Here is a 25,160-nt window from a genome sequence, read left to right as displayed (position 1 = left end):
TGGTGGCCCACTATAGCAACCCGCTAAGCAGAACCATAAGCGTCAGCGGTATCGACACCCAGCGAACCACATTGCGCCAGCATAGATAACCGCGCTCACCCACGCCCAATGCGGCTGCGGCCGCACTGCGAGGCAGCACCCAGGCGGCAAAGATCGCGATCAACAGGCCGCCTAACGGCAGGAAAATATCCGGTGGAATACTGCTTACCAATTCGAATACGTTACGCCCTAACAGCGGACGAAAGTCAGCGAGCGTAGAGAACGACAACGCCGATAGCAGACCAATCGACCACACGCTAAGCGCCACGACGGCCGTTGAGACGCTCCGCCGCCAGCCAAACCCTTGTAATGTGGCCACCATGGGCTCGGCCAGGTTGATCGCCGATGTCCAGGTCGCTAACAGTAGCAGTAGAAAGAACACACTCAGCCATAGCGACCCCCAGGGTAGCTCTGAAAAAGCGATCGGCAGTGTCACAAACATAAGCCCTGGACCATCGGCAGGATCCATGCCCTGGGAAAACACTACCGAAAATATCGCAATACCGGCCAGTAGCGCCACGCTGATGTCCAATACTGCAACCGCCACGGCAGCCCGTGGCAGGCTCTGCTCGTCAGGCATATAGGCACCATAAGCCATCAATGCACACGCCCCCACTGCCAGGGTAAAAAAGGCATGCCCCATGGCATGCAATACAACGGAGGGCGTTAGCGCTTCCAAGGAAGGTAAAAATAGCCAGGACAGGGCTGTACCAAAACCGCTGGTCGTGGCCGCATAGGCCGCCAGCAACAGCAATAGGCCATACAGAAGAGGCATTAACAGATTATTTAATCGTTCAAGGCCTTTGGCAACGCCCGCCGCGACAACCACCATGGTCATCAACAGAAACAGCGTATGATTAAAGATCAGCAGGCCTGGATTCGCCAGAAAGGCATCGAAACCAGCACCAATTTCAGCAGCACTGGCGCCCCTGAAGTTGCCGTTGATGGATGCCACCAAAAACTCGATGGACCAGCCAGATACCACCGAGTAAAACGACAGGATACAAAACACCGTGAAAGCACCGAAAAGGCCCAGCCAACGCCAGTGTCGTGAGGCACCCGCTTCCGCCGCCAGAGCCCCCAGTGCCTGCATGGGCCCTCGGCGTCCGGCGCGGCCAATTAATATCTCTGCCATCATCACGGGTATACCGAGTAATATTACAAAGGCCACGTAAATCAATAAAAACGCCGCACCGCCATTCTCTCCAGCCACATAAGGGAAGCGCCAAATATTACCCAGTCCCACCGCAGCACCCGTTACTGCCAGGATAAAGGCCCGTTTTGACCCCCAGCGTTCTAGCGTTTTACTCATTGATGATTCCCGCCTTGGTGCCCTTAAAAGCCCGCAAGACTAACAGGCACTGGGCTGAAGGCAAGTCAAGGTAGTGCCCCAGCATTGAAACAACCCACGTTCGCCCGCACTCTAACGACATGACAGCGCTTGTCGCGCTCCCACGATACCCCAAGAGGTGACTATGTCCCGCAATCCGCTGCTCGAGATTCACTCGCTGCCCCCCTTCACAGATATTCGCGCTGAGCATGTGGTCCCAGCAGTTGAAACCCTGATCAGCGAAAGTCGTGACACAATTGATCGCCTTGCTCAGCAGGCCGCTGAAACAACCCCCACATGGGAAACGTTTGCCGAGCCTATCGAGGCCGTTAACGACCGGCTCACCCAGGCGTGGTCCCCGGTCTCGCATCTCAACGGCACCATGAATACGCCTGAGCTTCGCGACGCCTACCAAACTTGCCTGGAACAGCTTTCCGAGTTCAGTACCTGGGTGGGGCAACATGAAGGCCTTTTTCATGGCTGGCAAGCGCTCAAGGCGGGGTCTGCCTGGACTCAGTTAAGCCCGGCCCAGCAGCGCACTGTCGATAACGCGCTACGCGATTTCCGCTTGGCGGGCGTCGACCTGCCCGCCGATAAAAAAGCCCGTTACGGCGACATTCAGGCGCGCCTTTCGATGCTATCCAACCAATTTTCCAATAACGTGCTCGATGCCACACAGGCCTGGCACAAAGATATCAAACATGCAGACACGCTGGCGGGCTTGCCGCAAAGCGCGCTAGACACGCTGAAGGCGACAGCGGAATCCAAGGGCATCGATGGATTCCGTATCACCCTCGACTTTCCCAGTTTCTTTCCAGTGGTGAGTTATGCCGATAACCGGGAACTGCGCCGCGAAGTCTATACCGCTTTCGTCACCCGCGCGTCCGACCAAGGGCCAGACGCCGATAAGTTCGACAATGCGCCCATTCTCGAAGAAATTCTGACGCTGCGCCAAGAGCTCGCTCACCTGCTGGGCTTTGATACCTACGCCGACTATTCGCTGGTCACCAAGATGGCCGACTCGCCTGAGCAAGTGCTTACGTTTCTGACCGATCTGGCGAACCGTGCCGTACCTCAAGCCAGGCAGGAAGTTACCGAACTCAGCGAATTTGCGCGTAATGAGCTGGGTATCGAGACGCTTGAACCCTGGGACGTAGCTTATGCCAGCGAAAAACTGCGCGAAGCACGCTATGCGATTTCGCAAGAACAGCTGCGCCCTTATTTTCCTGCACCACAAGTCGTCGATGGGCTGTTTCAGGTGGTTGAGCGGCTCTATGGCGTACGCTTTGCAGAAGATACTGACGTTGCGCACTACCACGACGACGTGCACTTCTACTGGATCACCGACAATGATCAGCCGATTGCCGGCTTCTACCTTGACCTGTATGCCCGCGAAGGCAAGCGTGGCGGTGCCTGGATGGCGGATTGCCGGGTACGCCGCCAGACGCATGATGGTTTGCAGCTTCCCGTCGCTTTTCTTACCTGCAACTTCACCCCGCCAGTCGGCAACAAGCCCGCGCTGCTGACCCACGATGAAGTCACCACACTGTTCCATGAGTTTGGCCATGGTTTGCACCATATGCTGACCAAGCAAACCATTGCTGACATCTCAGGCATTAACGGCGTCGCCTGGGATGCCGTCGAACTGCCGAGCCAGTTCATGGAAAACTATTGCTGGGAACGCGAAGGGCTCGACCTGATAGCCGGCCACGTCGACAGCGGCGACCCACTTCCAGAGGCTCTTCTAGAGCGCTTGCAGGCCGCCAAAAACTTCCAGTCAGCCATGGGCATGGCGCGTCAGATTGAGTTCTCGCTGTTCGACCTGCGCTTGCACCACGAGCTCGATTCTCCCTGCGCCAGCGATGTCCAGGCGCTACTCGACGAGGTACGCCAGAGCGTTTCCGTGGTCCCCACTGTGTCCTTCAACCGCTTTCAAAACAGCTTCGGGCACATTTTTGCAGGCGGCTACGCGGCGGGTTACTACAGCTATAAATGGGCAGAAGTGTTATCGGCCGATGCCTGGAGCGCGTTTGAAGAAGCCGGTATCTTTGACCCCACTACCGGCCAGCGCTTCCGGCAAGAGATTCTCGAGCAAGGCGGCGCACGCGATGCTGCTGACATATTCCGAGCCTTTCGCGGCCGCGAACCCAGCGTCGACCCGTTATTACGTCATAGCGGGATCCGTGCCGCTTAAACCCGCCCCCTACCTGAGCGCGCCCTCCTTTGAGGGCGCGCCATTGGAGCCTGATGATGTCGAGCGTAAAACGTTTTATTGCAGGCGTGACCTGCCCGCGCTGTGCGGCCATGGATCGCATTCGCGCCTGGGAGCAGAACGGTATTCGTTACCGGGAGTGCGTCAGCTGTGATTTTTTCGAACAGCTACCCATTGAGGATGAAGCACCTAGCGAGCTGACCACCCGCGTCAATCAAGCCCGTCCGGAGCCCGCCCAGAATGAGATACAGCCTGTGCGGATCATGGATCCAGACCACAAATCGTCCGACTCATAGCGATTGAAAGATCGCTGTCCTACTTTCACGACGCCTTCATGTGTGCGGATTAACGCACACAAAACCATGCGTACCGTGCGCAACCCCAGACACTTTGTTCTTGTCTCTATACGACTAACGTTGAAAACAAAAATTTTAAGCCTTTGTTTTTAACAATAAAATCCTTTTTTGGCACGACAATCGCTCTAGTTTATAGCTCACCGCTGGTGGCGTTGCCTCACTCGCATACCGCCGGCGTGTTAATAACCTCAATAAACAACTAGGGAAATTCGCCATGCGCAATTTTAAACCGACCACATTGGCATTACTGACCAGCAGCGCGATTCTGGCGGCCGGTAGCGTCCATGCCGACCGCGAAGACTGGCCGGACAACTTCACCGTTGGCACGGCTAGCCAGGGCGGTACTTACTTCGTTTATGGCTCCGGCTGGGCCAACTTTATCGCTGATGAGTTAGACATCTCAGGCGGTGGCGAGGTGACCGGCGGCCCTACCCAGAACCTGGCACTGGTGCATAACGGCGATGCCGCCTTTGGTCTGGCCACCATGGGCCCGGCTGCCGATGCGGTGAACGGCAAAAGCCCCCTCGCCCCGGGACTGGAAATGGACAACGTCTGCGCGATGTTCCCGATGTACGAAACCCCGTTCTCAATCACCGTGCTCTCCGACAGCGGCATTGAATCAATTTCCGATATTCCCGATGGCGCACGTATCGGCTTTGGCCCATCGGCGTCCACGTCTGACACCTACTTCCCGGCAATGCTGGAAGAGCTAGGCGTCAACTTTGAACGCCGGAATGGCGGTTGGTCCGACCTGGGTGGTCAGCTGCAGGACGGCTTGCTGGACGTCATCGCCTTTGCCGCTGGCATCCCCATCCCGGCCGTCAGCCAACTCGAAGTCCAAACCGATGTAAACATCATCGAGTTCAATGAAGAAGAGTTGGAAACGGTGATGAACGCTTTCCCTGTGGCGGAATTCTCCATCCCGGCTAGCACTTATGAAACGCTGGAAGAAGACGCCCGCGCCGTTTCCATGTGGAACTTTGCCATCGCCGGTTGCGACCTGCCTGAAGACTTTGTTTACGAAGTCACCAAAGCCACTATGGAAAACAACGACCGCATGATGTCGGTCCACCGCAGTGCAGCTACCACCATTCCGGAAAACATCAAGCACAACACTGTGCTGCCTTTCCATCCCGGTGCCGCTCGCTGGTATGAAGAGAACGGCTACGAGATCGACGAAGACATGATCAAGTAAGCAACACTTGTTGTCGCCTGCCCCGGCCAATCAAGATTGGCTGGGGCAGTTTTCGCTAATGCCCCTTTGTTTGCTGTGAGGGTGAACTCTAATGAGTCACAAAACCGACCAAGAACCCAACGGCCTCAAGGATGAGGCCCAGGATGCTGAATCTGCCCCTGAGTCTATTGTCGAGGGTGTCGATGAAGAGATTGTTGAATCCAACCGCCGTCTTTTTACCGGCTGGCAGTTTTTCTTGTTTGCGGCGTTAGCCATTGCCTATTCAAGTTTCCACCTGATTTCACTTAACGTGTTTCCTTTGGAAACTTGGTCGTTTCGTATCTTGCACATAGCCGGTGCGCTTATTCTCGGTTACGGGTTATTTGCAGGTGCTCGTTTTGCCGAAGACGACCACCAGGCATCTGGCGCTGCCTTGAAGTGGGCAAGTTACGCGCTGCTTGTTCCCGCCACCTATACACTTGTGCAAGTGTTCCTGATGCACCAGACCCTCAGTGGCGAAGCAATGCGTATCGACCCCAGCGTCGAGAACTGGCATTACGGTTATCCGCTCATGGCGACCACCGCCGGTGCCATTGTACTGTCATGGTTTTATCGTCAGGCCCGCCATCGCTTTAATCCGGCAGATCTGGTGCTCATGGTGTGCGCGGCCGCCAGTGCAGGCTATCTGCTGGTGGCGTTCAACACCAACATACGCATGTCGACCGGCACGTCCTTTGCCCCGTCAGGTATTTCCTGGGCGGCAATTGCAGGCTCCATGCTGATTCTGGAGTTGACCCGCCGCGTCGCCGGGTTGGCGTTGGTGGTCATCTCAGCGGTATTCTTGACCTATGTTTTTGCAGGTCCTGCGTTGCCCGGCTTCCTGGGCTACCCCGGCCTTTCGCTGCAGCGGTTCTTCAGCCAGGTATATACCGATACGGGCATTCTCGGGCCCACCACTGCCGTATCGTCGACCTACATTATTCTGTTCATTATTTTCGCTGCCTTTCTGCAGGCCTCCAAAGTGGGCGATTATTTCGTCAATTTCGCCTTTGCGGCGGCTGGGCGAGCTCGCGGTGGCCCGGCCAAGGTGTCTATCTTCGCGTCGGGCCTGATGGGCATGATCAACGGCACATCCGCCGGTAACGTCGTATCGACCGGCTCGCTGACGATCCCGCTGATGAAAAAGGTCGGTTACCCCGCGCGAAGTGCGGGCGCGATTGAAGCGGCCGCCTCTACCGGCGGGCAGATCATGCCCCCGATCATGGGCGCGGGCGCCTTCATCATGGCCGAAGTGACCGGTATTCCGTATACCGAGATTGCCATTGCCGCCATTATTCCTGCCGTTCTCTACTTTGCATCCGTCTACTTCATGGTCGACTTTGAAGCGGCCCGTAAAGGCATGCGCGGCATGCGCAAAGAAGAGATTCCGCTATTCTCCCGGCTGATCAAGCAGGTCTATCTGTTTGCCCCCATTATCATCCTGATCGTTGCTCTGTTCATGGGTTATTCGGTGATTCGTGCGGGGACTCTGGCGACGGCATCAGCAGCGGTTGTCAGTTGGATTTCACCTAACAAAATGGGCCTTCGTGCCATTTTGAAAGCGCTCCAACTGGCCGGCACCATGTCAATTCAGATCATCGCTGTGTGTGCCTGTGCGGGTTTGATCGTTGGTGTTATCTCGCTGACCGGCGTGGGGGCACGTTTCTCGTCGCTGCTGCTCGGTCTGGCAGGCGTCAGCCAGCTTCTGGCTCTGGTATTCGCCATGCTGATCAGTATTCTGCTGGGGATGGGCATGCCCACCACGGCGGCATATGCCGTGGCGGCTTCGGTCGTCGCGCCTGGCTTGATCAACATCGGCATTGAACCTCTGGTTGCCCACTTCTTCGTGTTCTACTTTGCGGTGGTCTCCGCCATTACCCCACCGGTGGCACTTGCCTCCTACGCGGCAGCGGGTATTTCCGGCGACAACCCCATGGGCACCTCGGTGGCGTCTTTCAAGATAGGGTTAGCCGCTTTCATCGTGCCGTTCATGTTCTTCTACAGCCCGGCCATGTTGATGGAAGGCTCTGCCATGCAGATTCTGCGCGTCGGGGTTACCGCAACACTGGGTATCGTATTGCTATCGGGCATGGTCCAGAAATGGTTCTTCGGTCCAGTGAATACACTCCAGCGTATCGTCATGCTGGTAGGTGCGATCTTCATGATTTACGGCGGTATTTATACCGATGTAGCAGGCCTGGTCATTGGTGCCATCCTGTTTATCATGCAGCGTAAACAGCACGGCGGTGGCAACAAGACGCCGCAAACGGGCTAATTGACTCAAGTCGCTAAACGCGAAGCCTAAAAAACCCCGCTCAAAGTTAACTGAGCGGGGTTTTCGTATTTCGGGTTCATCTATCGGCCTAGCCGCTCAGGTTATCAACAACCTTCAACACCGGCTTGGACTGATTAAGGGTATAGAAGTGCAAGCCCGGTGCCCCGCCATCCAGCAAACGCTGGCAGAGTCGACTGACGACATCGGTGCCAAAATCGGCAATGGCTTCGCTGTCGTCGCCGTAGGATTCCAGCTGCTTGCGAATCCAGCGGGGGATTTCCGCGCCACAGGCGTCGGAAAAGCGCGCCAGCTTGGTGTAGTTGGTAATCGGCATGATGCCCGGAATAATCTGCTGCTCAACGCCCAATGCGCGGGCTTTATCAACAAAGTGGAAATAGGCATCCGCGGTAAAGAAGTATTGGGTAATCGCCATGTTGGCCCCCGCCTTCATTTTACGCGCAAAGTTTTCCACATCCCTGTCTAGATTCGGGGCCTGTGGATGAGATTCTGGATACGCAGCAACGGCAATATCAAAATGATCGCCTGTTTCATCGCGAATGAACTCGACCAGCTCATTGGCGTAGCGCAGCTCACCGATGCTGGCCATACCGGATGGCATGTCGCCACGCAGGGCCACCAGGCTGTCGACGCCTTCTTCTCGGTACTGGGTCAACAGATCGCGCAGTTGGGCTTTTTCGCTCCCAATACAGGACAGGTGCGGGGCAGTCGTAACACCGCTCTGACTCACCTTGCGAACAATCTCACGAGTACGCGCCTGAGTCGAACCACCGGCACCGTAGGTAACCGAGAAAAACCGCGGATTGCGGGCGGCCAGTTCATCGCGTGTCTGGATTAGCTTGTCGCGCCCGGCATCAGTGCCCGGAGGAAAGAATTCAAAGCTAATACCTAGCGGATGCTCGTGGCGGCTCATGGGATTTCCTCATAATGTGACAATAGTCATGATATTTTGGGGTATTCTCGCTGTTCCGTTGCGCTGAGGCTAATGAAAGATTCCACGCTCGGCCTTTAATTCGGCTCATGTTGATCAGTGACTACTCTTATTACCGGAGGGTAAATGGACCTTACACCTGGGGCATTGGTTGGGCCGCTACTCATGTTACTCGGCTATGTGGGGTTAGGCTGGCTAGCCGCCCAACGGCTCAAGCTCGACCCTCGCCCGATTGCCACGCTGCTGGTTTATCTGATCGCTCCCTTTACCATTTTTCGCGCGCTGATGAACGGCGGTCCAACGCCTGACTACTTACTACTCACATTAGCGCTGTTCATTGTCGCGAGCCTGATGGCACTGTTGGTACAACGCGTCACGCGCCACCGCTTTGGCGAACAGGAAGCCGCCCTGCTGGCATTTTCCTCGGGAACCGGCAATACCGGCTACTTTGGCTTGCCGATTGCGTTGATATTGCTACCCCCCGAGGGCGTTACCCTTTACCTGTTCTGCATGCTGGGGATTAATATCTATGAATTTACCGTGGGCTTTTACCTCAGCGCCCGCGGTCGCTTTTCGATACGCGAGAGCTTGATCAAAATTTCTCGTTTACCGCTTATCTACGCTTTCCTGTTAGCGTTACTGCTTAGCGCCCTTGAGATCAACGTCCCCGCCACGGTCATGAGTTCCCTGCAAGTGTTCCCCGCCACCTACACGTTGCTGGGGATGATGATTATCGGCATGACCCTAAGCCAAGTGACGCTTGCCGCCTGGGATACGCGCTTTGTCGCTTCCTGCTTGGGACTGCGCTACCTGATGTGGCCATTGGTCATGCTAGCGGCCGTTTTAATCCTCCAGTGGGTGGCGCCACTTTCCACGGAACTGGCCTTGGCACTGTTGTTAATGGGCGTAGTGCCCATGGCCGCCAATGTCGTGGTGGTGGCCATGGAACTGGGCATCCAGCCCCAAAAAGGTGCATTAGCGGTGCTGGTCACGACACTGCTTGCGCCGCTGCTAATTCCGCTCTATCTCGGTTTAATGCTGCGCATGACGGGGCTGGGCTAGATTCGTTTAGCCAGCAACTTGATACGTTAAAACCCCTCAACCCCCACTTCGTTTAACCGTGCAGCCATCTGCTGCACGTCGGGATGGCTAAAGAACGCCACCAGCGCTTCGGCACGCACCGGGCCAACACCCGGCTGGGCCTGCCACTCGGAAGGCGTCAGGCCCGCCAGGGTAGACCAGTCGCCCAAGCGAGCACTACCGCCGGGCGGCATCCCCAGCGCTTCAAGCCAAGTGGCGTAAGGGGCGAAGCGCGCGGCTTGAAACTGCTCCATCAACGAAGCGGCGGTAGTATTGCCAATACCGTAAGCCTGCTCAAGCTCGGCTGGCTCAAGGCTCAGCCAGCCCAATAAGCGGGTGACCACGCCCGCCTCCATCAGCGCTTGCCAGGTCCCCTCACCAATCCCTTGCATCTTCAACTGGTCGCCAAGGTAAGTGAGCCGCGACAGCAGCTGGCTTTCGCAGCCGGGGGTTAACTCAAAACAGCTCAGCAGGTGAAAGCGCTGCGGTGATGGCGGCGTGAGCGGTGAACGCTCCTGGGTATGCCATACCACCTCGGTCATCTGTGGAATCGTCAGTCCGCCCAGGGTGACCGCCACCTGGTCGCCGGGGCGAACATCCAGTGATTCCCAGCGCTCCAGGGAGCCTAATGAAACACGGCTAATGCGCCGCCCTTCCAACAGTACTGGATTGAGCCATACCAGCGGCGTCACTTGCCCGGTGCGCCCGACGCGAAACTCAATGCCGCGCACTTCTGCCAGCGCCTGCTTAGCGGGGTATTTCCAGGCCACCGCCCACTCCGGTGGCGACGATGACCAGCGGCGTACGCCGGGGCGCTCGGCCTGCTTGAGGACGACGCCGTCAGTGGCAAACGGTAACGGCCCGTTAAACCATTTATCCCGCCAATAAGCCGCATCACGGCGATCATCAAGTCGGTGGGTATAGTCGGCAGTATCAAACCCTAAAGCACTTAGCTGTGCGAGACGATCAGCCATATTCTCGGGGCCATCAGGCCACCCCCAGATAAACAGTCCCACTTGCTCTCGGGTTTGCGGCGTCGGCGCTTGCTGGGCCATCGCGCCGGCGACATTCCCCCGCGCCCCCGTGCCGGGGTTTCGTGATTGGACATGATCCATCAAACGCCAATACAGCTCGCCCTGCAGAACGCCGGAAAGCGGCGTGGATAATCTATTGGGCACAGCAGGCAACTCACGGACACGGGCCGTCCAATCCTGGCCGCGCTCGCCATCACCACGACTCACCGCTTCTACCAGTTCCCCCTCCTGGTAGCGTAACGTGACCGCCACACCATCGACCTTGGGTTGTATCCAAAGGTTATTCCGGCGGCTGCTAAAGCGTTTCACCCCTTCGCTATCGGTTTTTTCAAGGCCGGTTTGCGCGTAAGGATGAGCGCGAGTGTCGCGGGTACTGGTGATGCGGGTCAACGGTTGGTGACTGGGAACCTTACCCAGGCACCTCTGCCATTCAGCCAAACGTGCCACGGCTTGATCGTAGAGCGCGTCGTCAATCAACGATACGCCCTGATCATGGTAGGCACGATCCCAAACGGCTACCTGCGCCGACAGCGCCCGGCTCTCGCGTGTCAGCCGTTCAGTGCTCCAGCCGGGACACTCGTTTGCCTGCACCGTTAGGGAGACGGCCATCAGCCACCCCACCAGCCATCCCTGCCTATAGCGTTTCATCACCACCAGCCTCCGCCAATTGTCCATTAATGACGTTAGCCTAGCGCACTGCGCATAAAAAACGTCCCCGGCATGCGCCAAAGGGACGTTTTCTTACAACACAGCGAGCAAATATCTTACAAAGCTGCTGCCTGACGGAGCGTATCGGCCTTGTCGGTGCGCTCCCAAGGGAAGGCGATGAACGTCTCTTGTTGGGTATGGCCTTTATCATCGACCCAATGGTAGCTGTGCTCAAACGGCTCGCGGCCAAAGTGTCCGTAGGCGGCGGTCAGCTGGTACATCGGATGAAGCAGGTCGAGCATTCGGGTAATCGCGAAAGGACGCAGATCAAAATGCTCACGCACCAGTTTGACGATCTGGGCATCACTCACCTTGCCGGTACCGAAGGTATCGATGGACACGGAGGTCGGCTCGGCCACGCCGATCGCGTAGGAAATCTGGATTTCACACTTGTCGGCGAGGCCCGCCGCCACGATGTTTTTGGCCACATAGCGACCGGCATAAGCCGCGCTGCGATCAACCTTGGACGGATCCTTGCCCGAGAAGGCACCGCCGCCGTGGCGTGCCATGCCGCCGTAGGTATCGACAATGATCTTGCGGCCGGTCAAGCCACAGTCACCCACCGGGCCGCCAATCACGAATTTACCGGTGGGGTTGATGTGGTATTGGGTATCATCATCGAGCCATTCAGCGGGGATCACCTGTTCAATAATTTCCCGCTTGACCATTTTACGCAGGTCTTGCTGGTCGATATCCGGATCGTGCTGGGTGGAAAGCACCACGGCATCGACGCCGCAGGGTTGGCCTTCTTCATTATAGCGGAAGGTCACCTGGCTCTTGGCATCCGGGCGCAACCATGGTAGCAGGCCGTTCTTGCGCAGCTCCGCCTGGCGCTCCACCAGACGATGCGAGTAATGGATCGGCGCCGGCATGAAGGAGTCGGTCTCGTTGGTGGCGTAGCCAAACATCAACCCCTGATCGCCCGCGCCCTGATCTTCCGGCTTGCTACGATCAACGCCCTGGGCAATATCGACGCTCTGTTTACCGATCAGATTGACCACGCCACAGGTGGCGCCATCGAAGCCCACATCCGATGAGGTATAGCCAATCTCAGTAATCACTTCACGTACCAGGGTCTCAAGGTCCACCCAGGCATTCGTGCTGATTTCACCGGCGATGATCGCGACACCGGTCTTGACCATGGTTTCACAGGCAACGCGCGCCTGCTTGTCACGGGCAATAATGGCATCCAGCACCGCATCGGAAATCTGGTCGGCAATTTTATCAGGATGACCTTCGGAGACGGACTCGGAGGTAAACAGGGAATATTCGCTCATCGCGCACTCTACCCTCGGTGTGACGGCGGCAAGTCACCGCAGCATCAGCAGGAAATCATGGCAGGAAGTTGCCCTGCCCACCTATAAAGAAGCAACACTGCGCTTCGGGGGCCAAAGTTTACACGCTGTTGGAAGTTCTTCCCAGAACGAGCCCATAGAATTTGCCGACGCCCGGGAAGTCAGCGACAATAGCGCTTTCTTATTCACGTTTTCAAGCGAGGAGCACCCCATGCCGTCCCGTTTTGAGCTGGCCAATGCCATTCGCGCCCTTTCCATGGATGCCGTCCAGAAGGCCAAGTCCGGCCATCCGGGCGCGCCCATGGGGATGGCGGATATTGCCGAAGTGCTGTGGAATGACCACCTCAAGCACAACCCCGAAGACCCGAAATGGGCCGATCGTGATCGGTTCGTGCTGTCCAACGGACACGGCTCCATGCTGCTCTATTCGCTGCTGCACCTGACCGGTTATGAGCTCAGCCTGGAACAACTGCAGAATTTCCGCCAGTTGCACTCGCCGACCGCCGGGCACCCGGAATACGGCTACGCACCGGGCATTGAAACCACCACYGGCCCGTTGGGGCAGGGCTTTGCCAACGCCGTGGGCTTTGCCATCGCCGAAAAAACCCTGGCGGCGCAGTTCAACCGCCCTGGCCACACCATCGTCGACCACCACACCTGGTGCTTCCTGGGTGACGGCTGCCTGATGGAGGGCATTTCCCACGAAGCGGCGTCGCTGGCGGGCACCCAGCAGCTCGGCAAACTGATTGCGGTGTATGACGATAACGGCATCTCCATCGACGGCGAAGTGAAAGGCTGGTTTACCGACGATACGGCGAAACGTTTTGAGGCGTACGGCTGGCACGTGGTGCCGACGGTTGACGGCCACAACCCGGACGAGGTCAACGCGGCCATTGAACTGGCCAAAAGCCACGATGACAAACCCAGCCTGATTATCTGCAAAACCATCATCGGCTTTGGTGCCCCTAACAAGCAGGGCAAGGAAGAAGCCCATGGGGCGGCATTGGGGGATGACGAAGTGGCGGCCGCCCGCGAGCAACTGGGCTGGCCCCATGCACCCTTCCATGTTCCAGAGCCAATCTATTCAGCCTGGGATGCCCGCGAAGCCGGCCGCGCGCACCAGCAGGCATGGAATGCCCGGTTTGACCGCTATGCGGAGGCGTTCCCCGCCGAAGCACGCGAGTTCCAGCGCCGTATGAAGGCGCAGCTGCCTGCGGAGCTGCCCACCGAAGCGCTGCTTGAGCAAGCCCAGGAAAAGGGCGACAGCATTGCCTCACGCAAGGCCTCCTTTGAAACGTTGAACGTAATTGGCCCGCAGATGCCGGAGCTATTGGGCGGCAGTGCCGACCTGGCCCCGTCAAACCTGACGTTCTGGAACGGCGCCAAAGCGATCACGCCGGAAGACGCCAGTGGCAACTACCTGCACTATGGCGTGCGCGAGTTTGGCATGGGCGCGGTCATGAACGGGATTGGCCTGCACGGCGGCTTTGTGCCGTTCGGGGCGACCTTCCTGATTTTCATGGAGTACATGCGTAATTCAGTGCGCATGGCATCGCTGATGGGGCAACAGGCGATTTACGTCTTCACCCATGACTCCATCGGCCTTGGCGAAGATGGCCCGACCCACCAACCGATCGAGCAGCTGACCAGCCTGCGCACCACGCCCAACCTGAACACCTGGCGCCCCTGCGATGCGGTGGAAACCGTGGCGGCCTGGGACGCCGCCCTCAAACGCCACTCCGGCCCCACCGCGCTGGTTCTCTCGCGTCAGGGCCTGCCCCATCAGCAGCGCACCAAGGCACAGCTGGCGTCGATTCAAAACGGGGCGTACGTGCTTAAAGACCCTGTTCTCAAGGACAGTGAAGGCACGCCCGTAACGCCCGAGCTGATTCTGATTGCCACCGGCTCAGAAGTGTCATTGGCGATGGACGCCGCCGCTGAGCTCGAGCAGCAGGGCAAGGCCGTCCGCGTGGTGTCCATGCCCTCGGCCTACCGTTTTAACGGCCAGGATGCCGAATACCGTGAAAGCGTACTGCCCAAGGYGGTCACCAAGCGTATCGCCATCGAAGCCGGGCATGCGGACTACTGGTACAAGTACGTGGGCCTRGATGGCCGGGTGATCGGCATGACCACCTACGGCGAATCGGCTCCGGCGGGCGACCTATTCAAGCATTTCGGTTTTACCGTCGAAAACGTCGTCAAACAGGCCAATGAGCTACTCGGATAAGCAAGCGAGGTAGGCCATGCCAGCGTTGAGTGGCCTGTTATGGCTGATTGGCTACTGGTTGCTCGGAGAAGTGGTTATCCACTTTTCCGGCTTGCCCATCTCGTCAGGCGTGGTGGGCATGCTGCTGATGTGCGCCACTCTAGTAGTCATCGGCCGCGTACCATCCAGTATCGCAGCCGCGGCTCAGCCGCTGATTGGTCTGCTCGCCATGCTCATCATGCCCGGTGTTGTGGGCGTCTTCTTTATTCTCGATGAACTGGCGGGCCAGTGGCTTGCCATCCTGGCGGCGCTGCTACTCGGAACGCTGCTAAGTGTCATTACCACACTCTGGTTGCTGAAACGGCTCATGGGGCATCATGCCCATTGACGTATTGGCGACGCTCACTGCGACGCCACTGTTTGCCGTCGGGCTGACAATCGCGGCGTACTTGTTGGGCAGCGAGCTCTTTAATCGCCTGAAAAAGCCCGCCTGGCTTCCCGCCATCCTGGTTGCCGCGTTACTCCTCGCCGGGGCGTTAGCGCTGATAGGCATGCCTTATGCAACCTACCGTCAGGGCGCCGATTGGCTGACGGTCCTGTTAGGACCGGCAACGGTTGCCTTGGGGATGCCGCTTTACCAACAGTTACCACGTATCCGCGCACTCTGGCGCCCGTTAGCAATATGCCTGCCGATCTCGGCAGCACTGGCAGCTTGCTATGCGTTGGGTATTGCCTGGTTAATGGGCAGCTCCGGTCAGATATTGACCTCCATCGCCGCCAAATCCGTCACTGCGCCGATCGCCATTGGCATTACCGAACAGTTGGGTGGCAACGTGGCCCTATTGATGGGGGCCTTACTGATGACGGGGGTCGTCACCATTCCGTTTGTCAGCCTTTGCGCAAGGGTTTTACACATCGACGACGAACGCATTATCGGCTTTGCACTGGGTCTGAATGGTCATGCGATTGGCACCGTGCGAGCCTTTGAGCTAAGCCCCACCGCCGGCGCCTTTGCCTCATTGGGAATGAGTCTGACCGGCATTTTTACCGCGCTATTGCTACCACTGGCCTGGGAGTTGGTAGGTGTGGGCTAAGCATCGCCAGCTGAAATACGTTATCATCGCGTCTACTTTCATGCCCACCGTGGCCCCTGCTCCACTTCCAAGAGCCGCTTCGCGACATGGCTAACTCCAAAAGGTATCGCATCGCCATTAATGGCTACGGACGCATTGGCCAATGCATCCTGCGCGCGCTGGTTGAGCGAGGCCACCCCGAGATTGAAGTGGTGGCAATCAACGAGCTTTCCGACCTGGCGACCATTACCTATCTCACCCGTTACGATACCACTCACGGCCGTTTTCCAGGTGAGGTGGATAACGATGGCGAAGCGCTGCTGATTAACGGGGAGCGCATTCATGTCCTCTGCGAACAAGATCCACGGTCACTTCCCTGGGCCGCTCTGGAGATTGATCTGGTACTGGAGTGCTCGGGCAGCTTCAAGGATCGCGCCACCGCCGAGCAGCACCTTGAAGCCGGGGCCAAGCGCCTGCTGTTTTCTCAACCCGCTGAAAGCGATGTCGATGCCACCGTTGTATGGGGCATTAACCAGAACGAGCTGACACGCTCGCAGCGCATTATCTCGGCGGCGTCGTGTACCACCAATTGCCTGGTACCCTTACTGACCGTTCTGGACAACGCACTGGGACTGGAGCATGGCGTAACCACCACGATTCATTCGGCCATGAATGATCAGCCGGTCATTGACGCCTACCATCAAACCGATCTGCGTCTGACGCGTTCAGCGATGCAATCCATCGTACCGGTGGACACCGGTTTGGCGTTGGGCATCAGCCGCTTGATGCCGCGTCTTGCCGGTCGTTTTGAGTGCCTGCATATGCGCGTCCCCACCATTAACGTATCTGCCATGGATGCAGCGCTGACGGTGCACCAGGACACCGATGCCGACCAGGTGAATGCGCTGCTACGGGAAGCCAGTCAACAGCGATTGGCGGGGGTATTAGGCTATACCGAAGCCCCCATGGCCTCGATCGATTTTAATCACGACCCGCGCTCTGGCATCCTAGACGCCACACAGACACGGGTGGCAGGTAAACGCCTGGTCAAGCTGCTGTGCTGGTTTGATAACGAATGGGGGTTTGCCAATCGCATGCTGGACATCACCCAACGCTTGGCCACACTGGCGGAAGGCAGCACACGCTGACTCGCAGGGCTGCACCATGACTTTTCACCCGCTTGAACACGAGGAAATACTCGCATGAACGTGCAAAAAATGACCGACCTGTCCTTGAAAGGACAGCGCGTACTGATTCGTGAAGACCTCAACGTACCGATCAAGCACGGGCGTGTGTCCAGCGATGCACGTCTTCGTGCGGCGCTTCCGACGATCCAGGCGGCTGCCAGGGCCGGTGCCAAAGTCCTGCTGATGAGCCACCTGGGCCGCCCGACGGAAGGCGAGTCAGCCGACGAATTTTCACTGGCACCCGTCGCTGCACACCTGGGTGAATTGCTGGGCCACCCTGTTAAACTGATTACCGACTATCTTGATCGTGCACCGACATTGGCCGACGGCGACGTTGCGCTGCTGGAAAACGTGCGCTTCAACACTGGCGAGAAGAAGGACGATGAACACCTTGCCAAACAGTATGCCAGCCTGTGCGATATCTTCGTGATGGATGCCTTCGGCACCGCCCACCGTGCGCAGGCGTCGACCCATGGCGTTGCGCGCTTTGCCCCGACGGCCTGTGCAGGCCCGCTGCTCGCCCAGGAACTTGATGCGCTGGAAAAGGCCCTGGCTCATCCCGCTCGCCCCATGGCGGCGATTGTTGGTGGCTCCAAAGTGTCGACCAAACTAGACGTGCTGACCGCGCTTTCCGACAAGTGCGACCAACTGATTGTTGGCGGCGGCATCGCCAATACGTTCATTGCCGCCGCAGGCTACAATGTCGGCAAATCGCTTCATGAAGCGGATTTAATCGGCCAGGCAAAAGCGCTGATGGAAAAAGTCACTATACCGCTACCCACTGATGTGGTGGTGGCGACCGAATTCTCCGAATCTGCCGACGCGGTGGTCAAGCCGGTAGATCAGGTTGGCGATGACGAAATGATCCTGGACATCGGGCCCGATACTGCCGCGCATCTGGCCAGCCTGTTGAAAAACGCCGGCACCATTTTATGGAATGGCCCGGTTGGTGTGTTTGAAATTGATCAGTTTGGCAAAGGCACCGAGGTGATCGCCCACGCCATTGCCGCAAGCAGCGCTTTCTCAATCGCCGGTGGTGGAGATACCTTGGCGGCCATCGATAAATACGCCATTGAAGATCATGTATCCTACATCTCAACTGGCGGTGGTGCGTTTCTTGAATACGTCGAAGGCAAACAGCTACCTGCCGTCGCTGCGCTCGAAGCCGCCGCCCAACGCGGATAACCGTTAACATTTCAGCGGGCGCTCACTGCGCCCGTTGACTCCGATACCAGCATTAACCTCACAGATAAGGTGACTCAATGGCTCTGATCAGCATGCGCCAAATGCTAGACCATGCCGCCGAATACGGCTACGGCGTTCCGGCGTTCAACGTTAATAACCTGGAACAGATGCGCGCCATTATGGAAGCCGCCGATGCGACCGACTCACCGGTCATCGTGCAAGCGTCCGCCGGTGCCCGTAAGTATGCGGGCGCCCCATTTCTGCGCCACTTGATTCTGGCGGCTGTTGAAGAGTTCCCGCATATTCCGGTGGCCATGCACCAGGATCATGGGACCAGCCCGGCCGTTTGCCAACGCTCTATCCAGCTCGGCTTCTCATCCGTCATGATGGATGGTTCACTGGGCGAAGACGGCAAGACCCCCACAGATTACGCGTACAACGTTGATGTGACGCGCCGCGCCGTCGACATGGCGCATGCCTGCGGCGTTTCCGTCGAGGGCGAACTGGGCTGCCTGGGCAGTCTGGAAACCGGTATGGCCGGTGAAGAAGACGGTATCGGTGCCGAAGGCAAGCTCGACATGAAGCAACTGCTCACCGACCCGGAAGAAGCGGCTGAGTTTGTCAAAGCTACCCATGTGGATGCGCTTGCGATTGCCATTGGCACCAGCCACGGTGCTTACAAGTTCACCAAGCCACCCACAGGTGACACGCTATCGATCCAGCGCATCAAGGAAATCCATGCGCGCATCCCTGACACGCATCTGGTCATGCACGGTTCATCGTCTGTGCCCCAGGAATGGCTCGATGTCATCAACCAATATGGCGGCGAGATTCCCGAAACCTACGGGGTGCCTGTCGAAGAAATTGTGGAAGGCATCAAGCATGGCGTGCGCAAGGTGAACGTGGATACCGACTTACGTTTGGCATCTACCGGGGCAGTGCGTCGCTTCTTGGCTGAAAATCCGTCTGAATTTGATCCGCGCAAATTCCTCAAAGAAACCGTCTCGGCCATGCGCGAGCTTTGCATTGCGCGTTATGAAGCCTTTGGTACGGCAGGTAATGCCAGCAAGATAAAACCCATCAGCCTGGAAGACATGTATCAGCGCTACGAGCGTGGCGAGCTGGCGCCCAAAGTAAAATAACGTCAGCGACATCATGGCTAGCGGTACCAACCAAAAAAGACGGCCAACTTGGCCGTCTTTTTAATGGGTGCTTATTTTAACGTGGTACTTACTCCTCGTCTTCGGAGACAGTATCGCTGTCTTCGCTTTCTCCATTATCCGCATTCGCATCACCGGAACCGCCCGTACCCGCTGATGTTTCTTCATTTTCTTCCTCACCCTCGGCACCGTTACGCTCGGACTCAGAGACATCGCTGCTTCGGTCTTCAGCGTCTCGCTTAACGGCACCTGCTTTAATACCATATTCTTCCTCGAGCGCTGCATCGTCGAGAGGCTCATGCTCATGTTCGTCAGCGGTTGCCGCACTAGTGGCGGCCAGCATGGCGGCAGCAAACGCCAACGGCATGATCCAGGGGGTTAGTCGCATCGTCACGGTCTCCTTATTGTGGTAATACAGCTTAGCACGTCATTTCGTGCCTCGCGCCTTAACTATAAACCGTAAAAATGCCGCTCAATAAACGGTCAAATTCGGCATGCTAGTCACACGTTTTTGGTCAATCTGAATCAGCTCAACCGGTCAGGCAAGCAAAAAATTACAGAACACTGTTCACAAATACGCTAAAATCTCGTTCAATGGTCTTATGATTAATTTTTCTGTTTGTCACTGCAGCTGCTGAGTCTCTGCTAGGAAATCTCCCATGCCGCTTCCCCTGTTATTATTTGATTGCGATGGCACCTTGGTTGATAGTGAGCCTCTTCTTGCCGAAGAGATGTCGACAGGGCTGAATAGTGTGGGACTTCCTTTCTTACCGTCTGACTATTTGGGTGAATTTAGAGGCTCGCGCTTTCGTAATATCGTTGCCCAGCTACAGTTACGCCATGGCAATGTCTGCAATGATCAGTTGAACAGCATGGAAAACGCCATGCGTGCCAACCTGGCTAAACGGCTCGCCAATGAACTCACCACGATTCCCGGCGCGAAAGAAGCCCTTGAGCGGTTATCCGCTTACCCGAGTGCAGTGGTCTCTAACGGCCCCGAAGGCAAAATTCGCACTGCGCTCAAGGCAACAGGGCTCGATGGCTATTTCGCGGAACGCCTTTTCAGTGGCTATACCGCCAACTGCTGGAAACCAGAACCCTGTTTACATCTCTATGCCGCGAGTATCATGGGATTCAACGCAGCTAACTGTATCGCCATTGATGATGCGTTAGTCGGCGTACGGGCTGCCCTTGAAGCTGGCATGAAGGTCATTCATTTGAATCGCTTTCCCGACGCTGAAACCACGCCGGAAAATGCCATCATGATCAGCAACATGTTTCAGCTACCTGCCGTGGTCAGGCAGTTAAGCCAGGAAATGAGCGAGGCAGCCGAGCCTTATTACTCTGAAGGAAAATAACGCGATGGCCTCATTACGCGACCAGCTTGGTGGGCTGGTATATTCCACCGAAAAAGGCAACACCTGCCCCTCTTGCCGTGAACCTCTGGAATCCTGTCGCTGTGATGCCGATAGCGAACAAGCGCGTATTGCCGCCCTTGACGGTGTCGTCCGTATTCGTCGTGAAACCAGTGGCCGTAAAGGCAAAGGGGTCACGACGATTAGCGGCATACCGCTAACAACCGCAGAGCTCAAAGACCTCGCCAAAGCGCTTAAAAAACGCTGTGGCACAGGCGGTGCTGTTAAAGATGGCATCATTGAAATTCAAGGTGATCACCGTGATAGCCTGAAGCAGGAGTTAACTGCACGCGGCTATCAAGTCAAACTGGCTGGTGGCTAATCCATGCGTCTCAGGACGGACCGTCACTGTGCAGTCACATCGCACTAGGACTTTGCAATGACCTGGCTAGAATATTTGCTCCCGCTGATTTTTCTCTTTCCCATGGCGGCGATGGCCAGCATTGTTTTGGCACTCCGTAGCCTGCATGACGCTCGTGTCCAATCTCCCTTCGACACCCCGCTACGCGAGCCCGGCCAGGCTTTGCGCTACCGGTTGGATCAAGCGTTCTCAAGCCTGTTCCTCAACGGCGCATTAGGCCCTTTGATCAGTCTTTCGCCATTGGTCTATGGTATGGGGCGAATGCTTTTTGCCGATAAACAGGACTGGGTGGAATGGGCGCTGTATGGCCTGCTTAGTACACTGCTTGTCCTGGCATTTTCATTGCTTTTAGTCCGCGACTACCAACGCATTCGGCGATTGAAGCTGGGACTGGCCTGCGAGCTTGCTGTCGGCCAGGAACTTGAGCGGCTTATCCGCCCCGATGCACACCCTTACTACGTTTTCCACGACGTGCCGACGGATAATTTTACGATTGATCATGTGGTGGTGACCCCGCACGGCGTTTTCGTGGTCGAAACCCGCGCACGCACTGTCCCCATCAGTAATGCAGGGCGTGGGCAAAATACGGTTGCCGTCGAGCGCGAGCGACTTCGCTTTCCCTATTGGCAAGAACGGCGTCCACTGCATAAAACGCGTCAAGGGGTCGATTGGCTACGCCAATGGCTGGAACAGCGCTGTGGTGTTTCGGTGCCCGTGCGAGGTGTGCTGGTCTTACCCGGCTGGCACATTGACACCGATGACGCGGCACCTGACATTTTAGTCGTAAGTGGCGATATGCTGGCAAGCCAACTGACCGCGCTCACCCCCGGCCAGATCAGCGACCCCATTCACGATAAGATCATCAATATTTTGCTGGAACGCGCCAAGCTCATGGAGCTGACGCATCTTCGCCAACCTTCGGTATGATGAAGCCTAATCGCCTCGCAAACGCCCGCCCATTTCCTGGGCCAGGTCGACGGCATAGTGATCTGTCATACCGCCGATAAAATCCAGCATTCGCCGGTAGCTTTCGTAGAGCGGCCAGGACGCCAGCGGCGTGTTCTCGCCTATCAAGGCGAGAACACGCTGATGCTTGAACGAGCTACGCCCGGTGTGGTGCAACTCGTGTGCAGCACCAATAAACGCTTCAAGCAAAATGCCCAGTGTTGTATAGGCGCCAATTTCCAGTTTTGCCTTCCGCTCATTTTGGAAAATGCGCTCCCGGGCCAACTGCTTTGCCGCCTGAACGCCCCATCCCAGATCGGGGTGGCACAGTTCCAGAAGGTCATCGCTGAGCGTTCCACTCAGCAGGGCCTGTTCATGTTGCACAAACACCGCGCCAACATCATTGACCGCACGCTCCATCGCTGCGCCACGAAGCAGTGCAATTCGCCGACGTTGTGACACATTGCGGGCTTGCATCTCGGCATACTCAGGTGGAAATTCTCCCGCTATCTGGCGCAAGACCTCGACAACTTCTTCATAACGCAGAATCCCCATTTCCAAACCATCTTCGAGATCCAGTAGTGCATAGCAGATGTCATCCGCCGCTTCGACCAGCCAGGCTAACGGATGTCGACACCAGCGCTGCTCACCCTTGGGCAGTAGACCCACTGCTTCAGCGACCTCTTTGAGCAATGCCTGCTCTGACTGATATGCGCCAAACTTCCCCGCGCGCCCACTGTAACGGACCGTCCAAGGGTATTTAAGTAACGCACCCAGTGTCGCCGCAGAAAGTCGCATACCGCCATTGAACTGGTTATATTCGATCTGGGTAATCACTCGAAACCCCTGGGCGTTGCCCTCGTAGGTCAACAAATCCTCGCGCTCAGCCTCTGACAGACCTTCTAACAGGCCGCTGCTCTGAGCACGCTGAAACCAATCACGAATGGCATACTCACCGGCGTGCCCAAAAGGAGGGTTACCAATATCATGACCCAGGCATGCCGTTTGAACGATCACTCCCAAATCAGCAGGTGTTATCCATTTCGGCAACCTCTCGCGTAACAGCTCGCCCACAATCATGCCCAAAGAGCGTCCCACACAGCCGACTTCCAACGAGTGGGTCAAGCGGGTGTGGATATGATCGTTTTCAGTCAGGGGGTGGACCTGCGTTTTACGTCCAAGGCGCCTGAAAGAACCGGAAAAGACAATGCGGTCGTGATCTTTGTGAAACGGACTACGCCCTATTTCGCGGGTACTGGTCGAGCGTTGGTCGTGGAGCCGTTTAGGGGAAAGTAACTCTTCCCAGCGCATTTGTGTCATGACATTCCTCCTTGGGGGCAGTATTTTGACACAAAAGCTAGCCAGATAAACAAACACCCCCGACCATAATGCGGTTAACTAGAGCGGCATAAAAAATCCCCCAGTCTCGAAGAGGCTGGGGGGGGTTCGAATAAGTGTCTGACGATGATCCGGCCGGCGCTCCGGGGGCAGGCCATCCTGAGGCCGACCATTCAGGACTCTCCATGGGAAGCCCCGTAAACAAAAAACCCAGCCGGTTGGCTGGGTTTTCTGCGGTATAGGTGCCTGACGATGACCAGGGCGGCTCTCCGCTACTTTACTCGTCTCATCCTGAGACTCGCCCTTCGGGCCCGCTAAAGCGGTTCCCGTTTGTTCCCGACAAACGGGTCCATGGGGAGACCCCTAAAAACAAAGCCCCGACCAAATGGCCGGGGCTTCGTTAAATAAGTGCCTGACGATGACCTACTCTCGCATGGGGAGACCCCACACTACCATCGGCGCGAAGCGGTTTCACTGCTGAGTTCGGCAAGGGATCAGGTGGTTCACGCTTGCTATGGTCGTCAGGCGTAACTTTAAATGCCTATCATGCTGTGCTTTGTGTGCGTCTCTTACCAAGCCCTGTGTCATCAACACTTGCCTCAGTACGCGTATCCGGTTCTCTGAGTGCTTCAACACTCATCGTTATCATCACGACCAGACCCCTTGGGTGTTATAGGGTCAAGCCTCACGGGCCATTAGTACACGTTAGCTCAACGCCTTGCAGCGCGTCCACACCGTGCCTATCAACCAGCTGGTCTCGCTGGGCCCTTCAGGAGGCTCTAGGCCTCAGGGATGTCTCATCTTGAAGGGGGCTTCCCGCTTAGATGCTTTCAGCGGTTATCCCGTCCGCACATAGCTACCCGGCAATGCCACTGGCGTGACAACCGGAACACCAGAGGTGCGTCCACTCCGGTCCTCTCGTACTAGGAGCAGCCCTTCTCAAACATCCAACGCCCACGGCAGATAGGGACCGAACTGTCTCACGACGTTCTAAACCCAGCTCGCGTACCACTTTAAATGGCGAACAGCCATACCCTTGGGACCGACTTCAGCCCCAGGATGTGATGAGCCGACATCGAGGTGCCAAACACCGCCGTCGATGTGAACTCTTGGGCGGTATCAGCCTGTTATCCCCGGAGTACCTTTTATCCGTTGAGCGATGGCCCTTCCATACAGAACCACCGGATCACTAGAACCTGCTTTCGCACCTGCTCGACGTGTCTGTCTCGCAGTCAAGCACCCTTATGCTCTTGCACTCATTGCACGATGTCCGACCGTGCTGAGGGTACCTTCGTGCTCCTCCGTTACGCTTTGGGAGGAGACCGCCCCAGTCAAACTACCCACCACACACTGTCCTCGATCCGGATAACGGACCTGAGTGAGAACGCCAATGATGCCAGGCTGGTATTTCAAGGCTGGCTCCACCCGAACTGGCGTCCGGGTTTCTAAGCCTCCCAGCTATCCTACACAGGCAACATCAGCGTCCAGTGTGAAGCTATAGTAAAGGTTCACGGGGTCTTTCCGTCTAGCCGCGGGTACACCGCATCTTCACGGCGATTTCAATTTCACTGAGTCTCGGGTGGAGACAGCGTGGCCATCATTACGCCATTCGTGCAGGTCGGAACTTACCCGACAAGGAATTTCGCTACCTTAGGACCGTTATAGTTACGGCCGCCGTTTACCGGGGCTTCGATCAAGAGCTTCGCCTTACGGCTAACACCATCACTTAACCTTCCGGCACCGGGCAGGCGTCACACCCTATACGTCCGCTTACGCGTTAGCAGAGTGCTGTGTTTTTA

The 25,160-nt window shown here is 56.9% G+C and carries 20 protein-coding genes and 2 rRNA genes; 14 read left to right on the top strand and 8 right to left on the bottom strand.

Annotated elements, in window-relative coordinates; translation table 11 throughout:
• Positions 1-10: 10 nt before the first annotated feature.
• Positions 11-1,351, bottom strand: a complete 1,341-nt coding sequence (locus tag B7L15_RS03955) for a sodium-dependent transporter (RefSeq protein WP_085917726.1) — start codon at positions 1,349-1,351, stop codon at positions 11-13.
• 163 nt (positions 1,352-1,514) lie between these two features.
• Between B7L15_RS03955 and prlC the strand changes: the two genes are divergently transcribed.
• From prlC to B7L15_RS03935, 4 genes are all read left to right on the top strand, one after another.
• Entirely contained in the window at positions 1,515-3,563 is a 2,049-nt protein-coding gene (gene prlC / locus B7L15_RS03950; protein WP_085917725.1) for an oligopeptidase A, read from the top strand.
• A gap of 56 nt (positions 3,564-3,619) precedes the next feature.
• On the top strand, positions 3,620-3,877 hold the full coding sequence (locus B7L15_RS03945; RefSeq protein ID WP_085917724.1) for a YheV family putative zinc ribbon protein: 258 nt from the start codon (positions 3,620-3,622) through the stop codon (positions 3,875-3,877).
• A gap of 274 nt (positions 3,878-4,151) precedes the next feature.
• Positions 4,152-5,132, top strand: coding sequence for a TAXI family TRAP transporter solute-binding subunit (locus B7L15_RS03940; RefSeq protein WP_085917723.1), 981 nt, complete (start codon positions 4,152-4,154; stop codon positions 5,130-5,132).
• A 91-nt stretch (positions 5,133-5,223) separates the two neighbouring features.
• Positions 5,224-7,425, top strand: a complete 2,202-nt coding sequence (locus B7L15_RS03935) for a TRAP transporter permease (RefSeq protein WP_085917722.1) — start codon at positions 5,224-5,226, stop codon at positions 7,423-7,425.
• Between the two features lie 88 nt (positions 7,426-7,513).
• Here B7L15_RS03935 and metF read toward each other — a convergent pair whose 3' ends face one another.
• The gene (gene metF / locus B7L15_RS03930; RefSeq protein ID WP_085917721.1) at positions 7,514-8,356 is read right to left on the bottom strand and encodes a methylenetetrahydrofolate reductase [NAD(P)H]; all 843 of its coding nucleotides are present in this window, start codon (positions 8,354-8,356) and stop codon (positions 7,514-7,516) included.
• A 144-nt stretch (positions 8,357-8,500) separates the two neighbouring features.
• Here metF and B7L15_RS03925 point away from each other — a divergent pair, with 144 nt between their 5' ends.
• Complete coding sequence (locus B7L15_RS03925) at positions 8,501-9,436, top strand: AEC family transporter (RefSeq protein WP_085917720.1); 936 nt, start codon at positions 8,501-8,503, stop codon at positions 9,434-9,436.
• A 26-nt stretch (positions 9,437-9,462) separates the two neighbouring features.
• On the opposite strand, the gene ligB is transcribed toward B7L15_RS03925, so the two are convergent.
• Together ligB and metK are read right to left on the bottom strand one after the other, a co-directional pair.
• On the bottom strand, positions 9,463-11,136 hold the full coding sequence (gene ligB / locus B7L15_RS03920) for an NAD-dependent DNA ligase LigB (protein WP_254902846.1): 1,674 nt from the start codon (positions 11,134-11,136) through the stop codon (positions 9,463-9,465).
• Positions 11,137-11,252: 116 nt separating this feature from the next.
• Entirely contained in the window at positions 11,253-12,473 is a 1,221-nt protein-coding gene (gene metK / locus B7L15_RS03915) for a methionine adenosyltransferase (RefSeq protein ID WP_085917719.1), read from the bottom strand.
• Positions 12,474-12,702: 229 nt separating this feature from the next.
• Here metK and tkt point away from each other — a divergent pair, with 229 nt between their 5' ends.
• The 6 genes from tkt to fba all read left to right on the top strand — a co-directional run bounded on the left by tkt (position 12,703) and on the right by fba (position 19,284).
• Positions 12,703-14,718 carry a transketolase gene (gene tkt / locus B7L15_RS03910; RefSeq protein ID WP_085917718.1) on the top strand — a complete coding sequence of 672 codons (2,016 nt, stop codon included), beginning with the start codon at positions 12,703-12,705 and terminating at the stop codon, positions 14,716-14,718.
• 16 nt (positions 14,719-14,734) lie between these two features.
• Complete coding sequence (locus B7L15_RS03905) at positions 14,735-15,085, top strand: CidA/LrgA family protein (RefSeq protein ID WP_085917717.1); 351 nt, start codon at positions 14,735-14,737, stop codon at positions 15,083-15,085.
• A complete protein-coding gene (locus tag B7L15_RS03900) occupies positions 15,075-15,791 on the top strand; it encodes an LrgB family protein (RefSeq protein ID WP_085917716.1) in 717 nt (238 codons plus the stop codon). Before B7L15_RS03905 ends, B7L15_RS03900 begins: the two co-directional genes overlap by 11 nt.
• Positions 15,792-15,877: 86 nt before the next feature.
• Positions 15,878-16,918 (top strand): type I glyceraldehyde-3-phosphate dehydrogenase, encoded by a 1,041-nt coding sequence (locus tag B7L15_RS03895; RefSeq protein ID WP_085917715.1) that lies wholly within the window; start codon positions 15,878-15,880, stop codon positions 16,916-16,918.
• A gap of 54 nt (positions 16,919-16,972) precedes the next feature.
• Entirely contained in the window at positions 16,973-18,142 is a 1,170-nt protein-coding gene (locus B7L15_RS03890; protein WP_085917714.1) for a phosphoglycerate kinase, read from the top strand.
• Positions 18,143-18,219: 77 nt separating this feature from the next.
• Positions 18,220-19,284: a class II fructose-bisphosphate aldolase gene (gene fba, locus B7L15_RS03885; protein WP_085917713.1), complete on the top strand. Its 1,065-nt coding sequence runs from the start codon at positions 18,220-18,222 to the stop codon at positions 19,282-19,284.
• A gap of 88 nt (positions 19,285-19,372) precedes the next feature.
• Here fba and B7L15_RS03880 read toward each other — a convergent pair whose 3' ends face one another.
• Positions 19,373-19,690, bottom strand: a complete 318-nt coding sequence (locus B7L15_RS03880; RefSeq protein WP_085917712.1) for a hypothetical protein — start codon at positions 19,688-19,690, stop codon at positions 19,373-19,375.
• A gap of 271 nt (positions 19,691-19,961) precedes the next feature.
• Here B7L15_RS03880 and B7L15_RS03875 point away from each other — a divergent pair, with 271 nt between their 5' ends.
• From B7L15_RS03875 to B7L15_RS03865, 3 genes are read left to right on the top strand one after another with little or no spacing between them, the layout of a single operon-like run.
• Positions 19,962-20,660: an HAD-IA family hydrolase gene (locus B7L15_RS03875; RefSeq protein ID WP_085917711.1), complete on the top strand. Its 699-nt coding sequence runs from the start codon at positions 19,962-19,964 to the stop codon at positions 20,658-20,660.
• 4 nt (positions 20,661-20,664) lie between these two features.
• Entirely contained in the window at positions 20,665-21,039 is a 375-nt protein-coding gene (locus tag B7L15_RS03870; RefSeq protein WP_085917710.1) for a translation initiation factor Sui1, read from the top strand.
• A 57-nt stretch (positions 21,040-21,096) separates the two neighbouring features.
• Positions 21,097-22,005, top strand: a complete 909-nt coding sequence (locus B7L15_RS03865; RefSeq protein WP_085917709.1) for a nuclease-related domain-containing protein — start codon at positions 21,097-21,099, stop codon at positions 22,003-22,005.
• Between the two features lie 6 nt (positions 22,006-22,011).
• Here B7L15_RS03865 and B7L15_RS03860 read toward each other — a convergent pair whose 3' ends face one another.
• The 3 genes from B7L15_RS03860 to B7L15_RS03850 all read right to left on the bottom strand — a co-directional run.
• Entirely contained in the window at positions 22,012-23,343 is a 1,332-nt protein-coding gene (locus B7L15_RS03860) for a deoxyguanosinetriphosphate triphosphohydrolase (protein WP_085917708.1), read from the bottom strand.
• Between the two features lie 428 nt (positions 23,344-23,771).
• Positions 23,772-23,887 (bottom strand): 5S ribosomal RNA (gene rrf, locus B7L15_RS03855).
• Positions 23,888-24,035: 148 nt separating this feature from the next.
• Positions 24,036-25,160: ribosomal RNA gene (locus tag B7L15_RS03850) — 23S ribosomal RNA — on the bottom strand; the annotation flags it as partial.

This window comes from Halomonas sp. CSM-2 (assembly GCF_002119345.1).
Taxonomy (GTDB): domain Bacteria; phylum Pseudomonadota; class Gammaproteobacteria; order Pseudomonadales; family Halomonadaceae; genus Vreelandella; species Vreelandella janggokensis.
This window is presented reverse-complemented; position numbering and strand designations above follow the sequence as displayed.

Bases quoted from the DNA above. Each gene is read 5' to 3' on its own strand.
- metF (WP_085917721.1), bottom strand. From the start codon at position 8,356: ATGAGCCGCCACGAGCATCCGCTAGGTATTAGCTTTGAATTCTTTCCT.
- B7L15_RS03880 (WP_085917712.1), bottom strand. From the start codon at position 19,690: ATGCGACTAACCCCCTGGATCATGCCGTTGGCGTTTGCTGCCGCCATG.
- B7L15_RS03870 (WP_085917710.1), top strand. From the start codon at position 20,665: ATGGCCTCATTACGCGACCAGCTTGGTGGGCTGGTATATTCCACCGAA.
- prlC (WP_085917725.1), top strand. From the start codon at position 1,515: ATGTCCCGCAATCCGCTGCTCGAGATTCACTCGCTGCCCCCCTTCACA.
- B7L15_RS03900 (WP_085917716.1), top strand. From the start codon at position 15,075: ATGCCCATTGACGTATTGGCGACGCTCACTGCGACGCCACTGTTTGCC.
- B7L15_RS03925 (WP_085917720.1), top strand. From the start codon at position 8,501: ATGGACCTTACACCTGGGGCATTGGTTGGGCCGCTACTCATGTTACTC.
- metK (WP_085917719.1), bottom strand. From the start codon at position 12,473: ATGAGCGAATATTCCCTGTTTACCTCCGAGTCCGTCTCCGAAGGTCAT.
- B7L15_RS03955 (WP_085917726.1), bottom strand. From the start codon at position 1,351: ATGAGTAAAACGCTAGAACGCTGGGGGTCAAAACGGGCCTTTATCCTG.
- B7L15_RS03890 (WP_085917714.1), top strand. From the start codon at position 16,973: ATGAACGTGCAAAAAATGACCGACCTGTCCTTGAAAGGACAGCGCGTA.
- B7L15_RS03875 (WP_085917711.1), top strand. From the start codon at position 19,962: ATGCCGCTTCCCCTGTTATTATTTGATTGCGATGGCACCTTGGTTGAT.
- B7L15_RS03865 (WP_085917709.1), top strand. From the start codon at position 21,097: ATGACCTGGCTAGAATATTTGCTCCCGCTGATTTTTCTCTTTCCCATG.
- B7L15_RS03935 (WP_085917722.1), top strand. From the start codon at position 5,224: ATGAGTCACAAAACCGACCAAGAACCCAACGGCCTCAAGGATGAGGCC.
- B7L15_RS03905 (WP_085917717.1), top strand. From the start codon at position 14,735: ATGCCAGCGTTGAGTGGCCTGTTATGGCTGATTGGCTACTGGTTGCTC.
- B7L15_RS03860 (WP_085917708.1), bottom strand. From the start codon at position 23,343: ATGACACAAATGCGCTGGGAAGAGTTACTTTCCCCTAAACGGCTCCAC.
- B7L15_RS03895 (WP_085917715.1), top strand. From the start codon at position 15,878: ATGGCTAACTCCAAAAGGTATCGCATCGCCATTAATGGCTACGGACGC.
- ligB (WP_254902846.1), bottom strand. From the start codon at position 11,136: ATGAAACGCTATAGGCAGGGATGGCTGGTGGGGTGGCTGATGGCCGTC.
- fba (WP_085917713.1), top strand. From the start codon at position 18,220: ATGGCTCTGATCAGCATGCGCCAAATGCTAGACCATGCCGCCGAATAC.
- B7L15_RS03945 (WP_085917724.1), top strand. From the start codon at position 3,620: ATGTCGAGCGTAAAACGTTTTATTGCAGGCGTGACCTGCCCGCGCTGT.
- B7L15_RS03940 (WP_085917723.1), top strand. From the start codon at position 4,152: ATGCGCAATTTTAAACCGACCACATTGGCATTACTGACCAGCAGCGCG.